The following is a 19989-nucleotide window of genomic DNA, read 5'->3' as shown; positions in this document are numbered from 1 at the left end:
CCAGTAGGAATATCGATGATTGGGGTAATGACAGATGAAACATCTCAGATTGATCAACACGATTCGCAAGGACTTTTTCCAGAATTGGGTGGCCTATACTGCGCTAATTTTAGGGATCAACGTAGTCATCGGTCTACTGCTGATTCCATTTCTGGGGTGGTTAACCTCGACGACACTTGACATCGGCGGTGTCGATTACGTGTCGTATACCAATATCGGCAATATTTTACTGGATCACCCTTTTACGACGCTGGCGTTACTGTTCATTTTAGTTTTGGCACTGCTGTTTATTTACTGGCAATTTTCCTTTTTGATGCTTGGTATGTACGATATTAAAGCAAAGCACGGCTTCGCGTTTCGCACGATCATCCGCGATACTTTATCACTCACCCCGAAGCTATCAGTGTCATCATTCTTCTTTTTTCTTGGTTACTTTATCTTGATACTGCCATTTGCCGGGATTGGTTTCAAAACTGCGCTACTAGCAAAAGTTAAGATCCCCGACTTTATCATCACGTTCATGTTATCAAAAGTCTGGTTAACTGCATTATTGGTGATCGCTTACCTGCTGGTTTTATACCTTGGATTGCGCTTACTATTCGTGCTGCCTAATCTGGTCATCCGCCAAACCTCCGTCCGGCAAGCAATCACCGACAGTTGGCATAAAACCCACCATCACACCTGGGATTACTTCCTCAGTATTTTAATGCTGTCAGTTACCGTCACCGTCTTCGGTGCAATCTGCTACTTGTTGATTATCGGCGGGCAAAGCTTAGCTGATCACTGGCTCTATCCAATCGCTTTTCCAGTAGCCATTCTCAACATGGTGTTCATTCAAATCGTTTCGCAATTCGTACTGATTTTCTCGACGTTTGGCTTGATGCGGATTTTGATGTCAGATCTTATTATCTCAAACGTTGAACGCTCGCCGTTCATTCATAAACGCCGCCGGCCACGGGTGCTTACCGTAGCAGCCATTCTATTGGTCGCAGTGGGCATCGTTGGCTTTAACGTTATCTACTTGAAGGGCTTGACGGTCAGCCGCCCACTGGAGATCTCACACCGTGGCGTTGACAATGGTAATGGCGTGCAAAATACCATTCCGGCATTAAGAAAAACTAGCCGTGAACACCCCGACTACGTTGAAATGGATATTCATGAGACTAGGGACCACCAATTCGTGGTCATGCACGATAATAATTTAAAAAACTTGACTGGCGTGAATCAGGATCCATATCAAATGACCTTAAAACAGATCACGTCATTGACGGCAAGAGAAAACGGCTACGCAGCTAAAGTGGCCAGTTTCAATCAGTATTTGACAGCCGCTGAAAAGCTGCACCAAAAATTATTGGTGGAGATCAAAGTGACTTCCCACGATTCTCCTGATATGTTAAAACTGTTTGTTCAGCGGTACGGTAAGCGCTTGCGCCGGGATCACGATGAGGTGCATTCACTGTCGTATCCAGTCATCAAAGGGCTGAAAAAGCAGGACCCAAAGCAGTTTGTCAGCTTTATTCTGCCGTACAACCTGTCCTTTCCACACACCAAGGCCAACGCCTACACCATGGAGTACACCACACTGACCGATAGTTTCGTGGATCAGGCTAACGCGCGGCATCAGCGCGTCTATGCCTGGACGGTCGATTCAGATAACGCCGTCCAAATCGCTCTGTTTCAGGGTGTCAATGGTATCATCACTGACAATTTGTCGCAGCTTAAAAGGACGGTGAATGCTAATTTGAATCACCCAACCTATGCTACCCGGCTGGAAGATTACATTATCGACGTTCCATCCTCTAATCTGCCACTGAATTAATGACGGTCACTAACACAAAGCGCTACTAGACAAGTCTTCCGGTACTGAAAAATTGCCTAGTAGCGTTTAGTGTTTACTGAGACCTAGGTGCCAGTTATCGCCCTGCCGTCAGTGTCTGAGAACTTCAACTGCGGTTTAGATAACTTATTTAACGACTTTATTCTGCCAAGTCTTACTGAAGTAATAGTTGTTCAAATGGAGTTTGGGCCTCGTTTGTCGTTGCTCCAAGAATGGCTTCACTCGCTGATCCAGGGTTAACCAACCCTGCCAGCCTAAATGAATCGTATCCTGCATAAAGTACGGCTTATTACCATCGCGGCTCAGATCCACGATTTGATCAAAGCCCTGACTTTGTAGTTGCTGCTTAATCTTTTTGGTGTTTTGGGCCATCATCTTCATTGGTAAACCAGTGTAGCGCGCCCATTTCCCATTCACCGGCGGAATGACAAACATCACGTCAGTCCCCTGCTGTTTAAACGTACTCAGCAGTAGTTCCAAGTCGCTGTACTCTGGTGAGTGGAGATAGTCATAATGAATCTGCCGGTTTCTCATGTGCTTGATTCGACCATGACTGAGCCGCTTTTTGTACAGCTGTTTGTCAATGCCTAAGCGATTATTATCGGTTGAACGTTTACCAATTCGGTTTGCTAACCGGAACAACTGCGCCCGATTATAGGTAGCAGGTAACCGTCGCTCTTGTTTATGAAGCCTTGGTAATTTGTTGATGATTTTTAGTTGCGCAAACAGTTGGTCTTCATTGTGCAGCATTTTGGACCGGAATTGGAGGTACTGCCGCTGACTGCCGGTAATTGAATGCCCGGTCGCCATCCGCCTGACGGCTGAACCCATGACGCCCTTATTTGCCTGTGAGTGCATGGCTAATAAGCGCTTTGCCGCATATTGGTCAGTAGGACTAGGCTTAGCTTTAAGTAGCCAACTGGTAGTCGCTAACGGCGAGTAAAATATTTTAAAGGCCGGGCTGAGCTGCCCGTGTTTAGTAAACCACTGCGGTGACACAATCACGATGGCCTTTCGATGATGCAATTGTGGCAGCATATCTTGCATCTCAAAATACTGAGCCAGCGATTGCGTGCCTGCACGTCCAAGTAAAAATGGCCGGTATGGGCGATGGTACTTAGCGGCTAAAACACTCGGATGGGTGAAATCTAAGCGAGCCAGTTCTGATGAGCCAAAAAACGGCACATAGCCGTGATCCATGGCTTGGGTCTTGATCGATTGCCCTTTAAAAACGTTGTAGGCCAAGGAGATCGAGGCTAGCTCCAATTGGTTTTGGGAATAGTGTTTTGCCTTGCGGGGTATTCCGAGCAGCATGGCCACCACACCAAGCGCAATGATCACCGGTGCGATAGCCAGCAACAGTGTGTGTTTCTTTTTCATTGTAACGTCGCAACCTTTTGAATAATTTTATTAGCGGTATCCCATTCATTGCGGTCAAATTCCGAAATGGGAATCGTTACGTGGCAGGCTTCCTCCAAGTCAACGACTAACTGAACCGAAGCCATTGAATCCATTAAACCAGTCTCAAACAGGTTATCGTCGCGCTTGTTTGAAACATCGGTACCAGTTAACTCATTTAAAATTTGAAGAATCTTTTTTTCATTATTCATTAGTGTTTTCTCCTATCTGAACCAGAGTGTATTTAAGAAACCAGAGAAAATTAAAAAGCTCAAGCAAACCGTGTTAAAGGTGATGAAGATAGCTATACCTTCCGTCAATGAATTATGCGGTAAGCCCTTCAGATGCTTTTTCTTGAACCGGAGCCAAACGTCATTCAAAATGATGGCCACCGCATGGAAAAGCCCGTAAACAATGTAATACCAGGTTAGACCATGCCAAAAGCCCATCACCAAAAAGTTGATCAAATAGGCTACCTGGGAGATTCGAACGGGATTTTTCATCAGGCGTTTCTTCATGATAAAAAACGTCACCCGCATAAAAATAAAGTCCCGAAACCAAAATGACAATGACATGTGCCAGCGATTCCAAAAATCCTTGATGTTGTGGGAAATAAACGGCGCGTTGAAGTTCTGGGGCGTCTTGATTCCCAAAAAGTAACTGATACCGATTGCAAACATGCTGTAACCGGCAAAGTCAAAGAACAGGTACATACTGTAATCATACATATAAAACAGCAACGACCAGGACAGTCCGAGGCCGTGGAAAGCTTGACGATGAGCCATCGCCAGCTGCGCTATCTTTGGCAGCCACAGGGTGCCAAATAAATATCCCAGCATGTATTTGTACACAAAACCCCGAAATAGAAATTGGGTGCCCTTGTCTAACATCCGCGCGTAGGTATCGCGATCGGGAAGCTTAACCACATCGGCTTGAAACCGTCTGAACCGGTCAATTGGACCTGACGAAACGGTTGGGAAAAACAGCAGAAACCGCAAAAAATTCCGTGCCCGAATCGCTTTAATAGTCCCATCACGCTGTTCCATGATGATCTGAACAGTTTTAAATGTCAGGTAACTGATCCCTAAAAAGCCCAGGAATGATAATTTTTGTAAGGCTAGACCAGCTGCTAATTTAACGCAAACTAACGGTAAAATACTCAACAGTACCATTGTGATAAAAACCACGGTGCTATTGTGCTGCTTGCGATAACGCTGATACAACAGGATCAACAGTAACTGGAAAATCACGTAGAAAATCAAAGCCAGCCCTTGATGCCACTTATTCCCGCCAAATGTCAAAACTAAGAAGCCAAATGTCCACACCGCTTCGTATATCTGCAAACGCCTGCCATAGTACAGTGCAATCATGGCCGGCAACAGCGTGATGATCAAAAGAATGAAGTAGGTCGGACTGGCGTACGGTTGCAAATTAATCATTGACGTTTACGCCCGCAATCAAGGCTTTAATATCGACCTTACCGTTTGCACTAAGCGGTAACTGGTCTTTGAAGATGAACCGTTGAGGCATCATGTACGGCATAATATTGTGGCTTAGCTGCTGCTTTAAAGAGCTGACCAACGTTGAATCAGCAGCCGTCGATTCTTGCGGCACAACAACGGCTACTAGCTGTTTAACCTTATGATTCTGGTCATATTTAGGCACTGCTACGCCCTGCTTGATCAGTGCCAAATTTGCCAGGTAATGGTTAACTTCTTCCAGTTCAATGCGATAACCGTTTAATTTAATTTGAAAATCGGTTCGGCCGTTGTAAAACAGCAGCTGATCTTCGTAATAGCCAAGATCACCACTGCGGTAGAGTTGGTATTGACCAGGGTGTTCAAATACTTGGGCGGTCTTTCTTGGATTATTCAAATAACCCTTAGACACGCTTGGACCGCAAATCAATAGCTCACCCTTAGTATCGTGGGCATTAGTATCAATTAAGATCTGGGTATCCGGTTTAACATACCCAATTGGCAACCGCTCATACTTCGCTAGGATCGCCGTTGTAATTTCGACACGAGTGACCGCAACAGTTGCTTCGGTAGGTCCATAGGTGTTGTAAATATGAGCATCACTGAATCGCTGCTTTAGCTTTGCCGCTGTTTGGTGCGTCAACTCTTCACCGCAAAAGATAAACGTTTTTAAGTCCGGATAATGATGCTGGTCAAAATTGGGGTCTAACAGACAGATATCGATCAGTGAAGGCGTTGAGATCCATAGGTTCAGCTTCATTTTGGGCAGTGCAGCAAACATTAACATAAAATTATCCGTACTCTGTTTTGGCAAAACTTTCAACGTCCCGCCGTTGGCTAGCGTGGGATAAATCGCCATCACCGATAAATCAAAGGAAAAGGAAGGCTGGAGTAAAACGTTTTGCTGCTGATAATCTACCCAATCATCCATCCAATTCACAAAGCTCAATAAATTGGTATGGCTGATCTGAACACCTTTAGGATTACCAGTTGTCCCTGAAGTAAAAATCGTGTAAAAAACGTCTGAGCCTTTAGTGTCAACATCCTTAGAAACCGGCTCAAAAGTTCGGTAAATGCTTTGCAGGTCATCAAAGTTTAAAACCCGTGGCTTAACATGAACCGGCAACGGCTCAACTGCAATGACCAGAGCAGGCTGCGCGGTTTCCAGGATGGAAACTACCCGATCAGGAGCAGAATTAACATCTACTGGGATGAAAGCCCGACCAGCTTTTACGCTGCCAAGAAAGGCTACCAGCATATCGAAGGTCTGACCGCCAAATACCAGAATCGGACCATTGTCTAATTCGGATTCTTGCAGACAAGCCGCCAGTTGGCTTGATTGCTGCTCCAGTGTTGCGTAGGTCTCCGTTTGCCCAAGGTAGTCAAACGCGATTCGCTGTGGGTGTTGATGAGCCTGATTTGAAATGGCTTGAATAAGATTATTGATCATGATTGCTGACTTCCATTCATTTAAAATTCGTTATAGATAAAGTGACCGCTGGTGACCCCGTTATAATCATAGAGGTAGATCAGGGCGAGTAGAATCACCGTGTAACAGACGACCTTCAGTCCAAAATAAACGAGGCTGGAATGCCGTTTGATCCACGCATCGATCACTTGATCATCTTTTTTTGAGCTTTTATCCTGCAAAAGAAGCACCCCTTTTTTAATCACTAGAAACATTGTAGAAAATGCTCTTAGAAGCTACTATATATAAAATAAGAAAGTAGGATGAGAAAAACTCATAAACTAGAAGATGTTGCACACCACGGACAGGCTATCCAAGGGTATTTTCTTAATCAATCATGCTTTCAAACCGCTTTAAACAGGCATTTAGATCAATCATTAAAACGGCCAAGCGCGGGGACTTTTCTGAGAATTGTTTATAAATGAACGGCTTGAACCAAACCTTAACTTTGAGTAAAACTGGGAGATGAGGCGTTCAAAACCAGTAGTCAGTCGCTCAAACATAAAAAATAAGGTACTGCCAGATGAACTTCCGATTTTGGAAATTCACCTAGTAGTACCTTATCTGGTCACCATTTGAGTCATTGCTCATGGCCAGTCTAATTTAATGTTTCAAAATTAAAAAGTGGTATCGTGCTTCATTGTTGGGGCAAGGTCACTGTAAAGCAGGCACCGTTGGGCACGTTATCTTCAACCTTGATCTCACCGTGCATTAACAGCACTAGCTGATAAACGATGGCTAGGCCAAGACCGTTGCCCTTAACCTGATTGCGAACCGCTTTGGTTCGGTAAAAGCGCTCGAAAACGTGGGGCTTTTCTTCATCAGAAACTCCACGGCCAAAATCGGAAACCGTCAGCATGATTTTTCGACCAGTGGCGTTCATCGTCAGTCCAATCGGCTGATCAGCTGGTGAATACTTTTGAGCGTTCGTCATCAAACTCGTCAAAATTTGACGAATACTGTCGGAATTAGTCACTGCCAAGACATCTGGTTGGATAGTGGCCTCGATCTTGCGGTTTAAAGTTGACCCCAATTCGGCCACCATTTGAATCATTAGCTCACTTAAATTGACTTGCTCAAATTTCAGCTCGAGCTGATTAGCATGCGAAAGTTGCAATAGGCTTTCGATCAACCTCTGCATTCTTCCCGATTCCTGATCGATAAAGGCTAAAGAAGTCGGAATGATATCTGGGTGTGATCGACCACGACGTTGAATCAGGGACACGTGACCCCGAATCGCTGCGATCGGCGTCTTTAACTCATGCGATGCATTTGACACAAACTGTCGGTCCGCCTGTGCTTGGTCACTTAAAGAGCGTAATAGGTGGTTGAACTCCACGCTCAAATCATGCACTTCCTGCGGTGATTGAGGAACGGGTAATTGCGACTGGTATTGATCCGACAGATCACGATTAATCTTTTTGGTGGTTTTAGTGAGTTGGACTAATGGCTGATTGAGGCGGCGTGCTAACAAATAGATCACCCATGTGCCTAGAACTAGAAAAATAAACGTGATCAGCAAAATGAGCCGAATGAGCAGCCAGAGTAAGTTAAGGACGCCGTTTAACTCAACCCAAACATCGTAGTGGATCGCAGCATACGAACTATCTGACTGCAAACTCTTCGCATGGTAATAAAAACCCGTCCTAGGAGAATAGTAAACGTTCATTGAAACCTTTTTCCCCTTGCTTTTTTGAGCCCTCGTGAGAAACCTTTTAGTATTCGGCGAATAGAGATAACTTTCTGAACCGTTCTTTTTGATCAGTCTGAGCCGGATAAACGTATGATGATTATTCGTTGAACTGCCAGCGCGCCACCAGAGCCAATCGTCTTTCGTACTGATCTCACTTCGTTTAAGTGCTCTAGCAATCCCGATGGCCTTTTGTTTCTGTGCATCATACTGCTTAACGCCGACCACTGAAATAATGACCAGACTCAAAATGACGGCAATACCAGCTAACAGGCTAGCATAGACGCGAGTAATGCGCCACGCACTGGTATTAAATAACCTATTTTTCATGTTCTGACGCCGCCTCTAACCGATAACCAACACCCCGAACTGTTTCAATCAGCTGTCGATCAGTGTGTTCCTTAAATTTATTTCTGAGGTACCGTACGTACACGTCCACGATATTGATTTGACCATCAAAGCTCTGACCCCAAACGAGATCTAGTAGTTCATCACGAGTCAAAACTTCTTCAGGTCGCTTCATAAACGTCAGCAGTAATTCAAATTCACGTTGTGTGAGCTGAACTTCATCATTTTCGAAAAAGACCTGCCGCGTTTTAGTATCTAAGGATAAGGATCCAACCCGGTAAATTGGATCAGTCACGTTTTTGTGCACATTTCGCCGTAAAATTACCCGAATCCGCGCCAATAATTCCTCGGTCTCAAACGGTTTTGTAATGTAGTCATCAGCTCCTGCATCCAAGCCAGAGACCTTGTCGCCAACGTAGTCACGAGCGGTCATCATGATCACTGGAATATCAGAATGCCGTCTTAACCGACGTAGAACACCTAAACCGTCAATGCCGGGTAACATCCAGTCCAAAATGATCAACGATAACTGGCTTGCTCTGGTTTTAAAAGTTGCCAGCGCCTGTTCACCGCTCGAAACTGAAATCACTGTGTAGTCTTCAAATTTTAATTCTGATTCTAAGTACGACCTCAGACCTGCTTCATCCTCAACCAGTAAAATAGTGACTTGCACTTCCAACGCTCCCTTGCTGAAACACCCAATTTTTAACTCTAATATTTTCCCTAATTAAACCATCTCAATAAGAGCCACGTTCAGATATACCATGAAAAAAAGCGCTAGGCACCATCAAATGATGATTCTTAACGCTTTTTTGAAAATTTGCATCGCAGGTTATTCTTCAACGGCAACCTGTCGTGCCAGGGTATCAAACGCGCCAAGTGCTGCAGTGGCACCAGAGCCCATTGCAATCACAATTTGCTTATAGGCGGAATTAGTACAATCACCAGCTGCAAATACATTTGGTAGGCTAGTAGCACCTTTTTCATCAATCTCAATTTCACCTTGAGCATTCAGATTCAGGCAATCGCCCAACCAGTCGGTATTTGGAATCAAACCAATCTGGACGAACACGCCATCAACTGCTAAAGTGTGTGAATTGCCATTCGAACGATCGTCATAGGTCAGGCCAGTGACCCGGCCATCGCCTTCGATCTTGGTCGTTTGAGCGTTGGTGATCAGATCAACGTTAGTTAACGACTGTGCCTTGCTGGTCAACACTGCATCAGCTGAGATGCTGGGCGCGAACTCTAGCACTGAAACGTGTTTCGCGATACCAGCAAGGTCAATGGCCGCTTCAACACCGGAATTGCCGCCACCGATCACAGCTACGTTCTTACCCTTGTAAAGTGGACCATCACAGTGCGGACAGTAGGCCACACCCTTGTTGCGAAATTCAGCTTCGCCTGGAACACCGACATTGCGCCAGTGGGCACCCGTGGCAATGATCACCGTTCTGGCCTTCAGCGAAGTATCCCCCTTCAAATTAACCTGAACGGGTGACCCGCCAATGAGGCCCGTCACGGTTTGACCATCGATCAAAGTGACTTGGTACTTGGACATCTGAGCCTGAATATTTTGCATCAGCTGTTCACCTTCGATATAGTCGGTGCCAATCAGGTTTTCAATGCCCACCGTTTCCAGTGGCTGGCCACCCATGTGATCAGCCACGACCGCGGTTGCTAGTCCCTTACGTGCTGAATAAACAGCTGCTGAGCCGGCTGCGGGGCCACCACCAATGATCAAAACATCAAACGTCTTAGCAGATACGCTTTCATCAACAGCCGCTACGGCCGCCTTACCCTGGGCTTTGTTAACCAACTGTTCTAGGGTAGCACGCCCATTATGCCATTCCTGACCGTTCAAAAAGACCGTTGGAACAGCCATAATATCGTGAGCTGCCGCTTCATCTTGAAACATACCGCCTTCGATCATGGTATGCGTAATGTGAGGATTCAAAACACTCATGATATCAAGTGCCTGAACGACGTCAGGACAGTTATGACAACTTAAACTGGCAAAGGTTTCAAAGTGCAGGTCTTGATCAATGGCCTCGATTTGTTGTTTGACCTGATCTGAAATCTTTGGTGCGTGTCCAGAAACCTGCAGCAGTGCCAAAACAAACGATTCAAATTCGTGTCCTAATGGAATCCCCGCAAAGGTGATTCCCGAAGGCGCAGCTCCCCGAGCGTCAACGGTAAAACTGGGCTGCCGCTTAAGTGAGCCCTCTACCACCGACAGCTTTGGCGATAGCGCAACGACCTCGTTTAAAAAGTCGCGAACCTTGGTCCCGTTTTCTGAATCGCCAGCATCAAGCGTGAAGACTACTGGTTGTTGAAGTAACTGCAGGTAGGCACTGAGTTGCTGTTTTAATTTATCATCCAGCATCTTAAATCTTACCTACGAGGTCGAGGCCGGGCGTCAAGGTTTCTGAACCTTCCTTCCACTTTGCAGGGCAGACTTCACCAGGATGTGATTCAACGTATTGACCCGCTTTGATCCGGTCAATGTATTCGGAAGCGTTACGGCCAATGCCGTCAGCGTTGATCTCAAGGGATTGAACGATACCGTTCTTATCTAGAATGAACGTGCCCCGTTGTGCCAGACCCTGTTCTTCGTCAAAGACGTCAAACATCTTGGCTAATTGATGCGATGGATCACCAATCATGGCGTACTTTAACTTGCCAACCGCATCCGACTCATCGTGCCATGCCTTGTGGACAAAATGAGTATCTTCAGAAACGGAGTAAACTTCTACCCCTAAACTCTGCAGGGTTTCATATTGATCTTGCAGATCTTCCAATTCGGTTGGGCAGACGAACGAAAAGTCGGCTGGATAAAACATCACAACGCTCCAATGACCCTTTAAATCAGCGTCTGTAACATCAATAAACTTGCCGTTTTGATACGCCTGTGCCTTAAATTCCTCAATTTGTTTTCCTACTAAACTCATGTGAATTCCTCCTCAGAATTTTTTACTACAATGACATTGTACAATAGAATATTTCTAAATTAAAGGGCAAATTAGAATTTCTCAAATTAGGGTCTTTCTGGCCCCTTTTATACCGAATTTTAATCGTGGCTAGCCATTGTTGTACACTTTTTGATCGGCGCAATGATATCTAATGACTGCCAATTTTCTAACGTTTAAACTTATCGATAGTTACTGAAGATATTAATAGTTTAGAACCTTAGAGGACTGCATTTCACGAAACAGATTAAGATAGCTGACTTAAAATACTCTTTAACGTCCAGCACCCATTAGAACGTCATCTTTCTTGCCAGCTTGACCACATAAAAACCGCACCCAGCATCGGTGCGGTTCAAGTCTAATTTAATGCAGCTTCTTTTGTAATTTATCGCCAAGAGTGTTGACTTTTTTAGCGGCAAAAACGGTGCCGCCTACCAGAACACCACCCACAATTAACGTGCTGGCAATCATGAATTTAAACACCGATTGTAATGCGTCCATCATTGTCCCACCTTTCGTCACGATTCATCGCGCTTCATCCCAAAAAAGACCGATACGATCAGGATCAAAATGACCGCACCAATAATTGATGGTATCAGCGCCATCCCTGCCAACTGCGGGCCCCAAGAGCCCAGTAGTGCCTGCCCAACAACTGAACCTAGCAGGCCTGCGATAATGTTGGCGATCCAACCCATCGCCTGGCCGCGATTCGTCAGTGCGCCAGCAATCGCGCCGATAATGGCGCCAACAATTAGTGACCATAAAAATCCCATAAGAGTCCCTCCTGTCATTTTTGAGGTGGCCTTCATCTATATACCAATCATATCAAACTGCTTCAAAAAAGGACACAAATATGATAATAATTCTTTTATGTAATCGATTATTAAGCGTTTATGTAAAATACAGTTTAGTCGCATCATTTTCACCTCAATTGAATTTACGTTAAAATAGAATTATTCAACTATTCAGAAAGTCAGGTGGACATTTGGTACAACCTATAGATCACATTGAAGTCCGTGGTGGCAGCGTTAATAACTTAAAGAACATTAACGTTGATATTCCATTGAATAAATTTGTTGCCATTTCTGGGCCGTCTGGTTCGGGAAAGAGTTCGCTAGCAATGGGCATCCTCTATGCTGAGGGATCCCGGCGCTACTTGGACGCTTTATCGACTTACACCCGGCGACGAATTGCGCAAAATAAAAAGTCCCAGGTTCAGTCAGTCAAGCATATTCCCTCGGCTTTGGCACTGCGTCAGCGGCCAAGTATTCCATCGGAGCGTTCGACCGTGGGTTCCCTGACCGAGGCCTTTAACGTCATCCGCCTCATCTTTTCGCGGTTAGGTTCACCGGTTTGTCCCAATGGTCACCGCATTCCGTCAACGATTCAAATCGCTCAAGTTATGGATCTGGCTGGCGACGACATGGGAATGTTGACCTGTCCAACTTGTGGGGTCCGCTTTATGGCGCCAAGCGCGGAGGACTTTTCGTTTAACTCTACCGGTGCTTGCCCAACTTGCGGCGGTCTGGGAGTGGTCCGTCAACTGGACGAATCCAAACTGATCGGTGACGAAAATCTGTCGATCGACGAAGGCGTGGTCGGTTCGTGGCACCTGCCAGGCCGTAATTTTATGCCAAAAGTTGTGGCGACGCTTGGCGTTCGAACCGACGTGCCTTATAAGGATCTGACTGAACACGAGCGAGACATTGTGTTGCACGGTGAATCGAAGACTTATCCAGTTGATCTCACGACTGGCACCGGCCGGGTATTTCACATGGATAACGCACTCTACGAAAACGCCTACGCTGCCGTAGAAGACTCAGCGAAGAATTCGACAAATGAACGGTCCATTGCCCGTATTAACCAGTTCTACCACTTTTCGACCTGTCCAACTTGTCATGGGTCAAGGTTAAATCCGGAACGGCTAAAGCAGTTAGTTGGTGGTAAAAACATTGCTGAAGTCGCAGACATGCAGCTTGACCAGTTAGCCGACTGGGAAACTAAGACTAAGAAATCCCTGCCTGAAAACATGAACCATCTGGCAGAGATCTTATTTACCGAACTGGAGGATAATTTGCGGCCCCTACTGGAACTTGGCCTGGAATACCTAAGCTTATCCAGAAGCGGTAACACCTTGTCGACCGGGGAACTTCAGCGAATTCAGCTTGCTCGGACACTGCGAACCGAAACTACTGGTGTCCTCTACGTGCTGGATGAACCGTCGATTGGCTTACATCCCGATAACATCCACGGTCTGATCAACGTCTTTCGTGAATTGATCGCTCAGGGTAATTCACTGGTCGTTGTCGACCACGAAGTTGATATTATTGCCGCCGCCGACTGGGTGATTGAAATTGGCCCGGGGTCTGGTGATGAAGGCGGTCAAGTGATTGCTCAGGGACAGCCAAACGAACTGGTCCACAACCCCCATTCACTGATTGGCCCGTTTCTGGCTGGCAAAGCGGCCATTCTGCAAAAGAAGCACCCCGCAAAAAAGGCAAACGGCAAGTCAACGCACATCACCGTCAGTGATTACTTTAATCTGCACCACGTTTCAACTGCATTTCCAGATAACAAAGTCACCGCCATTACTGGGTTCTCTGGAGCTGGTAAAACCAGTCTGATCCTCGACAGTCTGGTTCCTGCCATCCAAGCACGTAAGCAGCAACACAAACTGCCTGCACAGGTGACTGACTTGCAGACCGACCTGCAAGACGTTGTCAGTGTGGATGCGACGCCCGTCGGTAAAAATACCCGCTCCACACTGGCCACTTACACCAGCATCATGGATTCACTTCGCCACATGTTTGCGGCGCTGCCCGAATCTAAGAAACGCCACTACGGCATCGCCTACTTTTCGTACAACAATAAGCAGGGTGCCTGCCCGAACTGCGGTGGTTTAGGTACGATCACGCTCGACATTCAGTACCTGCCGGACATGGAAGAAGTCTGCCCCGTCTGCCACGGGACCCGCTATAAGGATGACATTCAACAGATCAAGTGGCACGGTTATTCGATCGTTGACCTGCTTTCAATGTCCGTCGAAGAAGCGATTCCCGTGTTTAAGGACGTGCCGAAAATCGAACGTCAGCTCAAGCAGCTGCAAGAGGTTGGTCTGGCCTACTTGCACCTCGGTGAAAGTACACCGACCCTGTCAGGCGGCGAAGCTCAACGCCTCAAGCTAGTCAGCCACCTCACAAAGCGTCAGGCTGGCACGTTATTCGTCTTCGATGAACCCTCCATTGGGTTGCATCCGCTAGACGTCCAGACCCTGCTGCAGATCATCGACCGCTTACGGATCAAGGGTGCAACGATTCTAATCATCACTCATGATGTGGATCTGATGTTAAATGCCGATTATCTAATCGATATGGGGCCTCGCGGCGGTCAAGCTGGTGGCCGCATCGTCGCGACTGGCAAACCGTTGGACCTAGTGAAACAATCTGATCGCAGCCTAACCGTTGACTATCTGCAGAAACATTGGTCAAAGTTTGGTGAACCAGAGGACGCTTAAACGACAAGCAGAAAGCAGTGAAATAATGGCATTACCAACGATTGAACCTTCTAAAACAGCTTACATTGCAATTGATATGCAGGATAATATTTTGGCAGCCCCAACGATTGGTCCCAGCACATCTGCGGAAGTGCTGGCAGTCAATAATCAACTCGCGAACCGGCTTAAGAACACAGCCATCTTGATCGTCCAAGTGACCGTCAATATGCCAGACGTCCAAAACCTTTTTCCGTTTCCGAATGGGTTCGAGAAGCCACCACTGTCGCCAAATACAGCACGGCTAATGATGCCGATCGCTCACGATGATTCCGCAACCAACGTGATCACAGTCACTAAACATAATCCCAGCGCCTTTTTCGGAACTGATCTAGAAGTTCAGCTTCAACGGCAAGGTATCGACACGATCATTTTGACCGGGGTCTCGTCTTCCAACGGTGTCTACGCCACTGGTTTTGACGCCTATGAACACCGTTATCGTGTCATCTCAGTGGAAGACGCCTGTGCTGACCGGGATCCAGAGAGTCACCGCTTCTTCTTCAGGAAAATTTTCCCACGAATCGGTTGGGTAACGGAGAGTGACAAATTGTTGCAGCATTTATGAAAATTCATCTCGGTAAAATACCCGATATTTTCAGAAAGCCCGCTAAAAGTGGCTGAATAAAGCAACTATCTTTCAAACCAATACAAAAGGCGTGATTTCAAATTGAAATCACGCCTTTTGTATAAAATTATCCGGAAAGAATCCTTTATCTACTCTAATTCTTCCTCGCACTTTTATTTCCATAATATAAATAAAGTTTACTTATAATTCTGGATGCCTTCGACAACTTCCATCAAAAACGCCTTGACCCTGAGTCGGTCACGCTGATTTGATAAATTTGCCTGCGCCAAGACTCCAAACGTGCCATCAAGGAGAAAGATAATTGATAACATGGGGTCGTGCGTTCTTCTGACGCGCTCAATAACCGGTTGCGTAAACTTTTTTCTTTGTCCAATTCGAGCCATGATCCAACGCTGTAAAATCTTTTGAATATCTGCGTAGTGCCGGCTACTGGCGTCCACTTGCAAGTGCGAAAAGACGTCGTAATTGTCCATAAAAAAATCTGCAATTTCGGCTGGCGTGCGCTCGCCATGACCAGCATTTTGCCAGTCCTCCAAGAGCTTATCCAGAACCGCCTCAGTGACTTCAATTTTGTCATGAAAATAACGGTAAAACGTACTGCGCTTGATTAGTGCGGCTTCACAAATTTGGGTAACTTCAATATCATCGATCCGGTGAGTTTTTAATAAGGTCAACATTGCTATCGTTATCTGATTACGCGTTCGTAAGCGTGCATACGAGACCATAATTTACCCCCCTTAGATGTTGTTGCTCTCTAACATTGATATATAAATAATATAACAGGCCACGTTCTACTGTAAACGATAACAACACCGAAATAGCCATTAAATTATGACAAAATGGTATATCTGGTATCGAAGGGAACAGCTAATAAATTATGTGCCTAAATTTTAAAAACTATAAACAGTTTGCGAAGACCCTCTTCAATATTTACACAACTTTTACACAAACCAAACAAGCGCTTCACACCACTTCCCTAAAATAAATAAATACTGAAAGATCAAGCAGAGGATGTGTGAAAATAGTGATCGAAATTCTCCAAGCAATTTTCCTAGGAATCGTTGAGGGTGTCACGGAATTCCTACCAATCAGTTCCACCGGGCACTTGTATCTCGCAGATGAATTTGTCAGACTCAAGCAACCAACTGCTTTCATCAACATGTTCATGGTGGTTATCCAACTTGGGGCAATTATGGCTGTCGTCGTTTTGTACTTCAATAAACTGAATCCGTGGTCCCGCAAAAAAGTGGCTTTGCAACGGCACCAAACCTGGGTACTGTGGTTGAAAGTTATCCTTGCAGTACTACCATCCATCGTCATTGGTCTACCTCTCAATGATTGGATGGATGCTCATCTGACTACGTGGCCTGTAATCGCTTCCACCCTAATTATATACGGATTTTTGTTCATTGTAATTGAAAACATCAACCAAAACCGCGTGCCGAAGTTTACCGACCTTAACGCTCTGTCACTTAGGATGGCAATTTTTATCGGTTTGTTTCAGGTTTTATCACTAGTACCGGGTACTTCCCGCTCTGGGGCGACTATTCTAGGCGCCATTCTCTTGGGAACCTCCCGTTACGTTGCCACAGAATTTTCATTTTTTTTAGCGATTCCAACCATGTTTGGTGCCTCTTTCCTGAAAATTGCTAAATATCTCATCCATGGCAACGGTTTTTCAGAACTTCAGTTAGCCGTCCTACTCACTGGGGTCGTGGTTTCCTTTGTCGTCGCGTACTTATCGATTAAATTTCTACTCAATTACATTAAACGTAACGACTTTAAATTATTTGGCTGGTATCGAATTATCCTTGGAATCCTGGTGTTTAGCTATTTTGGCATACTTCATCATTAAATTTTTGGGGGTCATTTATTGGATTCACAATTTAATTGTGCTAGTCTGAATTTAACGAACGACTCATTACTTTCCAAGTAATGGAGACACTCGCAAAAGGAGGAATTCAAATGGCTGAAATCTATCTTACACCTGACTGTATAACTGAACTCAAAGCTAAACAACTGACGAACAAAACGCTGGCGTTGATCACTGACGATGCTGGTGGCAAATACTCCTTGCACGGTGGTGCTTGCAGTATCGGAACTAAGTTTACCTTAGTTGTTTTAGATCAACCGGATCCTGATTACAACGTTCCAGTTGAAAATAACGCCGGTCTTAAATTATACACTTCTGACTACGATATTTACTTCTTGGGAAAGGGCTTGAAGCTTGATTACCGAAAAGCCATGCTGTCACTGAGCAACAACGGTCAGTTACTGGATAATAACGTCCAAATTGCTGACGGGTCGAAAGTCCTGGAAGCCTTTGCTGAAGGTATTCCAGCTGAGATCAAGAATTGCTAAACTATTAACGGCATAAGAGAAAGTTTTTGACATCACCCGTTTAATTAGCATAACTAGAGTAACACCAAAAGTGGGTTCCCAAAATTTCTTGGGGAACCCACTTTTGAGATCACAAATGTTGTCACTCTTTGAATTACAAAACTAAGCTTTAATAGCCGCCTTGGCAGCTTTAATGCCCGTTTCAAGTCTATTCAACCCATCAAGCACGCGTTGTCTAGGGCAAGCTAAGTTCATCCGCAAAAATTGATCACCGTCACCGCCGTATACCGAGCCCTCCGAGAGATAGAGGCCGGTCTTCTCTCGAATTAACTGGCCTAAACGTTTCGCAGGCATTCCAACTTCGCTGATATCTAGCCAGATCAAATAGGTCGCATCACCATGAACCACGTGAACACTAGAAATATTATCGTTGATAAACTTGGTCACAACGTTTTTATTTTCCTCCACGTACGCTCGGAGTTCGGTGACCCACTGGTGACCCTTAGTGTAGGCGGCAATCGTACCTGGAATTGCAAACGAATTAGGTTCCGCCAGTTCATCAGTATTTAAACCCCGATCAACCACGCTACGCAGTGCTTCATTTGGAACGATCACCGTTGCGGCGTGCAATGCAGCCACGTTGAATGTTTTACTTGGTGAGACACAGGTGACACTATTTTGTTCGTTGACCTTATTTACCGAAGCAAACGGCGTGTACTCCTTACCCGGTGCGGTAATATCGCCGTGAATCTCATCCGCCAAAACAACGACGTGGTGCTTAGCTGCCAAGTCACCAATCTTCGCCAGCGTTTCCGCCGACCAGATATGGCCAACTGGGTTATGCGGATTACATAGGATCATCATCGTTGTCAGCGGTTCAGCCATTTTAGCCTCCAGGTCATTCCAGTCAATGTGGTAAACATCTTGATCATCGCGGACTAAATCGCTGGAAAGCACGTGGCGGCCGTTATTCACAATGGAATTGTAGAAAATATTGTAGACTGGCGCTTGAACGAGGACGTTATCACCAACGTTAGTCAGTCGACGAACAGAAGACGAAATTGTCGGCACAACCCCGGTGGCAAAAATCATCCACTCAGTGTCAGGCCGCCAGTTGTGTTCCTCAGCATACCAGTTTTGAACCGCCTCAAAATACGCTTGCGGGACTTCCTCATAGCCAAAGATTCCGTTCTTGGCTCGGTCTTCAATGGCGTCCACAATGGCAGGCAAGGTTTGGAAGTCCATGTCGGCTACCCACATTGGCAACTCATTATCAGCCACGTCCCACTTCACCGAATTAGAGTGCCGACGATCGATCATTTTGGAAAAATCTGTCATGCTGTCGCCTTCCTCACGTTAATTTGACATGCTGCTTTATCAATTTCTGGGTCGTCTTGAATCAATTCGCCAATGGCTGGTGCACTGATGACCCCGCTAATTGGGTTCTTAACGCTATCAATCTTAGTAACGATTTGAGCGTTAATGTTTGAACAGTATTCAAAGGCCAAGTCGGTATTGATCAGCGAACAGTTTTCCATCTGCAGGTCATCGACGTAGCAAAGTCCCTGGTCACTTTCAATCCAGCAGTTCACAAACCGAATGTGCTTAGTGTTCCAAGCTAAGTATTCACCAATCAAAGTAGAATCGTAAACGGTGACGTTCTCGCAATTCCAAAAAGCGTCATGGGTCTCAAAAGTGGAGTTATGCACTTCGATATTTTTACTGCCGTCAAATGCATAGTTTCCGCTCAACTTTAAATGGTCCACCGTGATATTTTCGCAGTTTTTGCCAAAGTAATCACCGGTCGCAGTAATGTGATCCAGTTTGACGTTTTGACACCACCATAACGTCTCACCGGCGTTACTGATCGTAATGTTGGAGAGTTTTGAATCGCTGATATGACGGAAAGTCTTGGTATCTTCGATCATGACGTTATCCATGGTCAGGTGCTTGGTGTACCAAATACCTGCGTGGGCGCCATTTTTCAAAGTGCTATTAGTGACCTGGACATTATCGGAATACCACAGCGGGTATTTCCACTTAAAAATGTTATGGTCCACCGTGACATCATGACTATGCTTCAGCGGTGATTCACCGTTTTGAAACGTACAGTTTTGAAAATGGAGGTCATGAGCCTTAAACTGCGCTCTTTCGCCTTCGAATACTTGTTGATTAATTTCCTTCAAATTGATTACCTCAACTTTTAATCTTGATCTTTTAATTCTTTTTTGGTCCATGAGTGTAAGCTAACTCACAATCATCGCCAGGAGTCATTTTTATGACATACTCTACTATACTACTTTAAGGTTACTCGAAGGCAAGTAG

19 protein-coding genes are annotated in these 19989 nt (G+C 45.5%); 5 read left to right on the top strand and 14 right to left on the bottom strand.

Annotated elements, in window-relative coordinates:
• The first annotated feature begins 34 nt into the window (after positions 1-34).
• Positions 35-1819, top strand: coding sequence for a glycerophosphoryl diester phosphodiesterase membrane domain-containing protein (locus tag GM612_RS06455; RefSeq protein ID WP_155431567.1), 1785 nt, complete (start codon positions 35-37; stop codon positions 1817-1819).
• 144 nt (positions 1820-1963) lie between these two features.
• Here GM612_RS06455 and dltD read toward each other — a convergent pair whose 3' ends face one another.
• From dltD to GM612_RS06400, 11 genes are all read right to left on the bottom strand, one after another.
• Positions 1964-3217 (bottom strand): D-alanyl-lipoteichoic acid biosynthesis protein DltD, encoded by a 1254-nt coding sequence (gene dltD, locus GM612_RS06450; protein WP_155431566.1) that lies wholly within the window; start codon positions 3215-3217, stop codon positions 1964-1966.
• Entirely contained in the window at positions 3214-3447 is a 234-nt protein-coding gene (gene dltC, locus GM612_RS06445) for a D-alanine--poly(phosphoribitol) ligase subunit DltC (protein WP_155431565.1), read from the bottom strand. The genes dltD and dltC overlap by 4 nt, the downstream gene beginning before the upstream one ends.
• A 12-nt stretch (positions 3448-3459) precedes the next feature.
• On the bottom strand, positions 3460-4674 hold the full coding sequence (dltB, locus tag GM612_RS06440) for a D-alanyl-lipoteichoic acid biosynthesis protein DltB (RefSeq protein WP_155431564.1): 1215 nt from the start codon (positions 4672-4674) through the stop codon (positions 3460-3462).
• Positions 4667-6163 carry a D-alanine--poly(phosphoribitol) ligase subunit DltA gene (gene dltA, locus GM612_RS06435; protein ID WP_155431563.1) on the bottom strand — a complete coding sequence of 499 codons (1497 nt, stop codon included), beginning with the start codon at positions 6161-6163 and terminating at the stop codon, positions 4667-4669. The genes dltB and dltA overlap by 8 nt, the downstream gene beginning before the upstream one ends.
• Positions 6164-6183: 20 nt before the next feature.
• Positions 6184-6330 carry a teichoic acid D-Ala incorporation-associated protein DltX gene (locus tag GM612_RS06430; RefSeq protein WP_343031834.1) on the bottom strand — a complete coding sequence of 49 codons (147 nt, stop codon included), beginning with the start codon at positions 6328-6330 and terminating at the stop codon, positions 6184-6186.
• A gap of 488 nt (positions 6331-6818) precedes the next feature.
• The gene (locus GM612_RS06425; protein ID WP_155431561.1) at positions 6819-8201 is read right to left on the bottom strand and encodes a HAMP domain-containing sensor histidine kinase; all 1383 of its coding nucleotides are present in this window, start codon (positions 8199-8201) and stop codon (positions 6819-6821) included.
• Positions 8191-8892 carry a response regulator transcription factor gene (locus GM612_RS06420; RefSeq protein WP_343031829.1) on the bottom strand — a complete coding sequence of 234 codons (702 nt, stop codon included), beginning with the start codon at positions 8890-8892 and terminating at the stop codon, positions 8191-8193. Before GM612_RS06420 ends, GM612_RS06425 begins: the two co-directional genes overlap by 11 nt.
• 159 nt (positions 8893-9051) lie before the next feature.
• Entirely contained in the window at positions 9052-10605 is a 1554-nt protein-coding gene (gene ahpF, locus GM612_RS06415) for an alkyl hydroperoxide reductase subunit F (protein WP_155431559.1), read from the bottom strand.
• Position 10606: 1 nt separating this feature from the next.
• Positions 10607-11170, bottom strand: a complete 564-nt coding sequence (gene ahpC, locus GM612_RS06410) for an alkyl hydroperoxide reductase subunit C (RefSeq protein WP_155431558.1) — start codon at positions 11168-11170, stop codon at positions 10607-10609.
• A gap of 381 nt (positions 11171-11551) precedes the next feature.
• On the bottom strand, positions 11552-11689 hold the full coding sequence (locus tag GM612_RS06405; protein WP_155431557.1) for a hypothetical protein: 138 nt from the start codon (positions 11687-11689) through the stop codon (positions 11552-11554).
• A 17-nt stretch (positions 11690-11706) separates the two neighbouring features.
• Positions 11707-11961 (bottom strand): GlsB/YeaQ/YmgE family stress response membrane protein, encoded by a 255-nt coding sequence (locus tag GM612_RS06400; protein WP_155431556.1) that lies wholly within the window; start codon positions 11959-11961, stop codon positions 11707-11709.
• Positions 11962-12173: 212 nt separating this feature from the next.
• Here GM612_RS06400 and GM612_RS06395 point away from each other — a divergent pair, with 212 nt between their 5' ends.
• Together GM612_RS06395 and GM612_RS06390 are read left to right on the top strand one after the other, a co-directional pair.
• Positions 12174-14702 (top strand): AAA family ATPase, encoded by a 2529-nt coding sequence (locus GM612_RS06395; protein WP_155431555.1) that lies wholly within the window; start codon positions 12174-12176, stop codon positions 14700-14702.
• 25 nt (positions 14703-14727) lie between these two features.
• Positions 14728-15303, top strand: coding sequence for an isochorismatase family protein (locus tag GM612_RS06390; RefSeq protein WP_155431554.1), 576 nt, complete (start codon positions 14728-14730; stop codon positions 15301-15303).
• Positions 15304-15500: 197 nt separating this feature from the next.
• Here the strand turns inward: GM612_RS06390 and GM612_RS06385 are convergent, their stop codons facing one another.
• Positions 15501-16049, bottom strand: coding sequence for a TetR/AcrR family transcriptional regulator (locus tag GM612_RS06385; protein ID WP_155431553.1), 549 nt, complete (start codon positions 16047-16049; stop codon positions 15501-15503).
• Between the two features lie 299 nt (positions 16050-16348).
• Between GM612_RS06385 and GM612_RS06380 the strand changes: the two genes are divergently transcribed.
• The gene (locus GM612_RS06380; protein ID WP_343031828.1) at positions 16349-17179 is read left to right on the top strand and encodes an undecaprenyl-diphosphate phosphatase; all 831 of its coding nucleotides are present in this window, start codon (positions 16349-16351) and stop codon (positions 17177-17179) included.
• Between the two features lie 110 nt (positions 17180-17289).
• Entirely contained in the window at positions 17290-17685 is a 396-nt protein-coding gene (locus tag GM612_RS06375) for an iron-sulfur cluster biosynthesis family protein (RefSeq protein WP_155431552.1), read from the top strand.
• 141 nt (positions 17686-17826) lie between these two features.
• Here the strand turns inward: GM612_RS06375 and GM612_RS06370 are convergent, their stop codons facing one another.
• Both GM612_RS06370 and GM612_RS06365 read right to left on the bottom strand, forming a co-directional pair.
• Positions 17827-19002 (bottom strand): MalY/PatB family protein, encoded by a 1176-nt coding sequence (locus GM612_RS06370; protein ID WP_155431551.1) that lies wholly within the window; start codon positions 19000-19002, stop codon positions 17827-17829.
• The gene (locus tag GM612_RS06365) at positions 18999-19850 is read right to left on the bottom strand and encodes a DUF3737 family protein (RefSeq protein WP_155431550.1); all 852 of its coding nucleotides are present in this window, start codon (positions 19848-19850) and stop codon (positions 18999-19001) included. Before GM612_RS06365 ends, GM612_RS06370 begins: the two co-directional genes overlap by 4 nt.
• Between the last annotated feature and the right edge of the window lie 139 nt (positions 19851-19989).

Source organism: Secundilactobacillus folii (genome assembly GCF_009720675.1).
GTDB lineage: Bacteria > Bacillota > Bacilli > Lactobacillales > Lactobacillaceae > Secundilactobacillus > Secundilactobacillus folii.
This window is presented reverse-complemented; position numbering and strand designations above follow the sequence as displayed.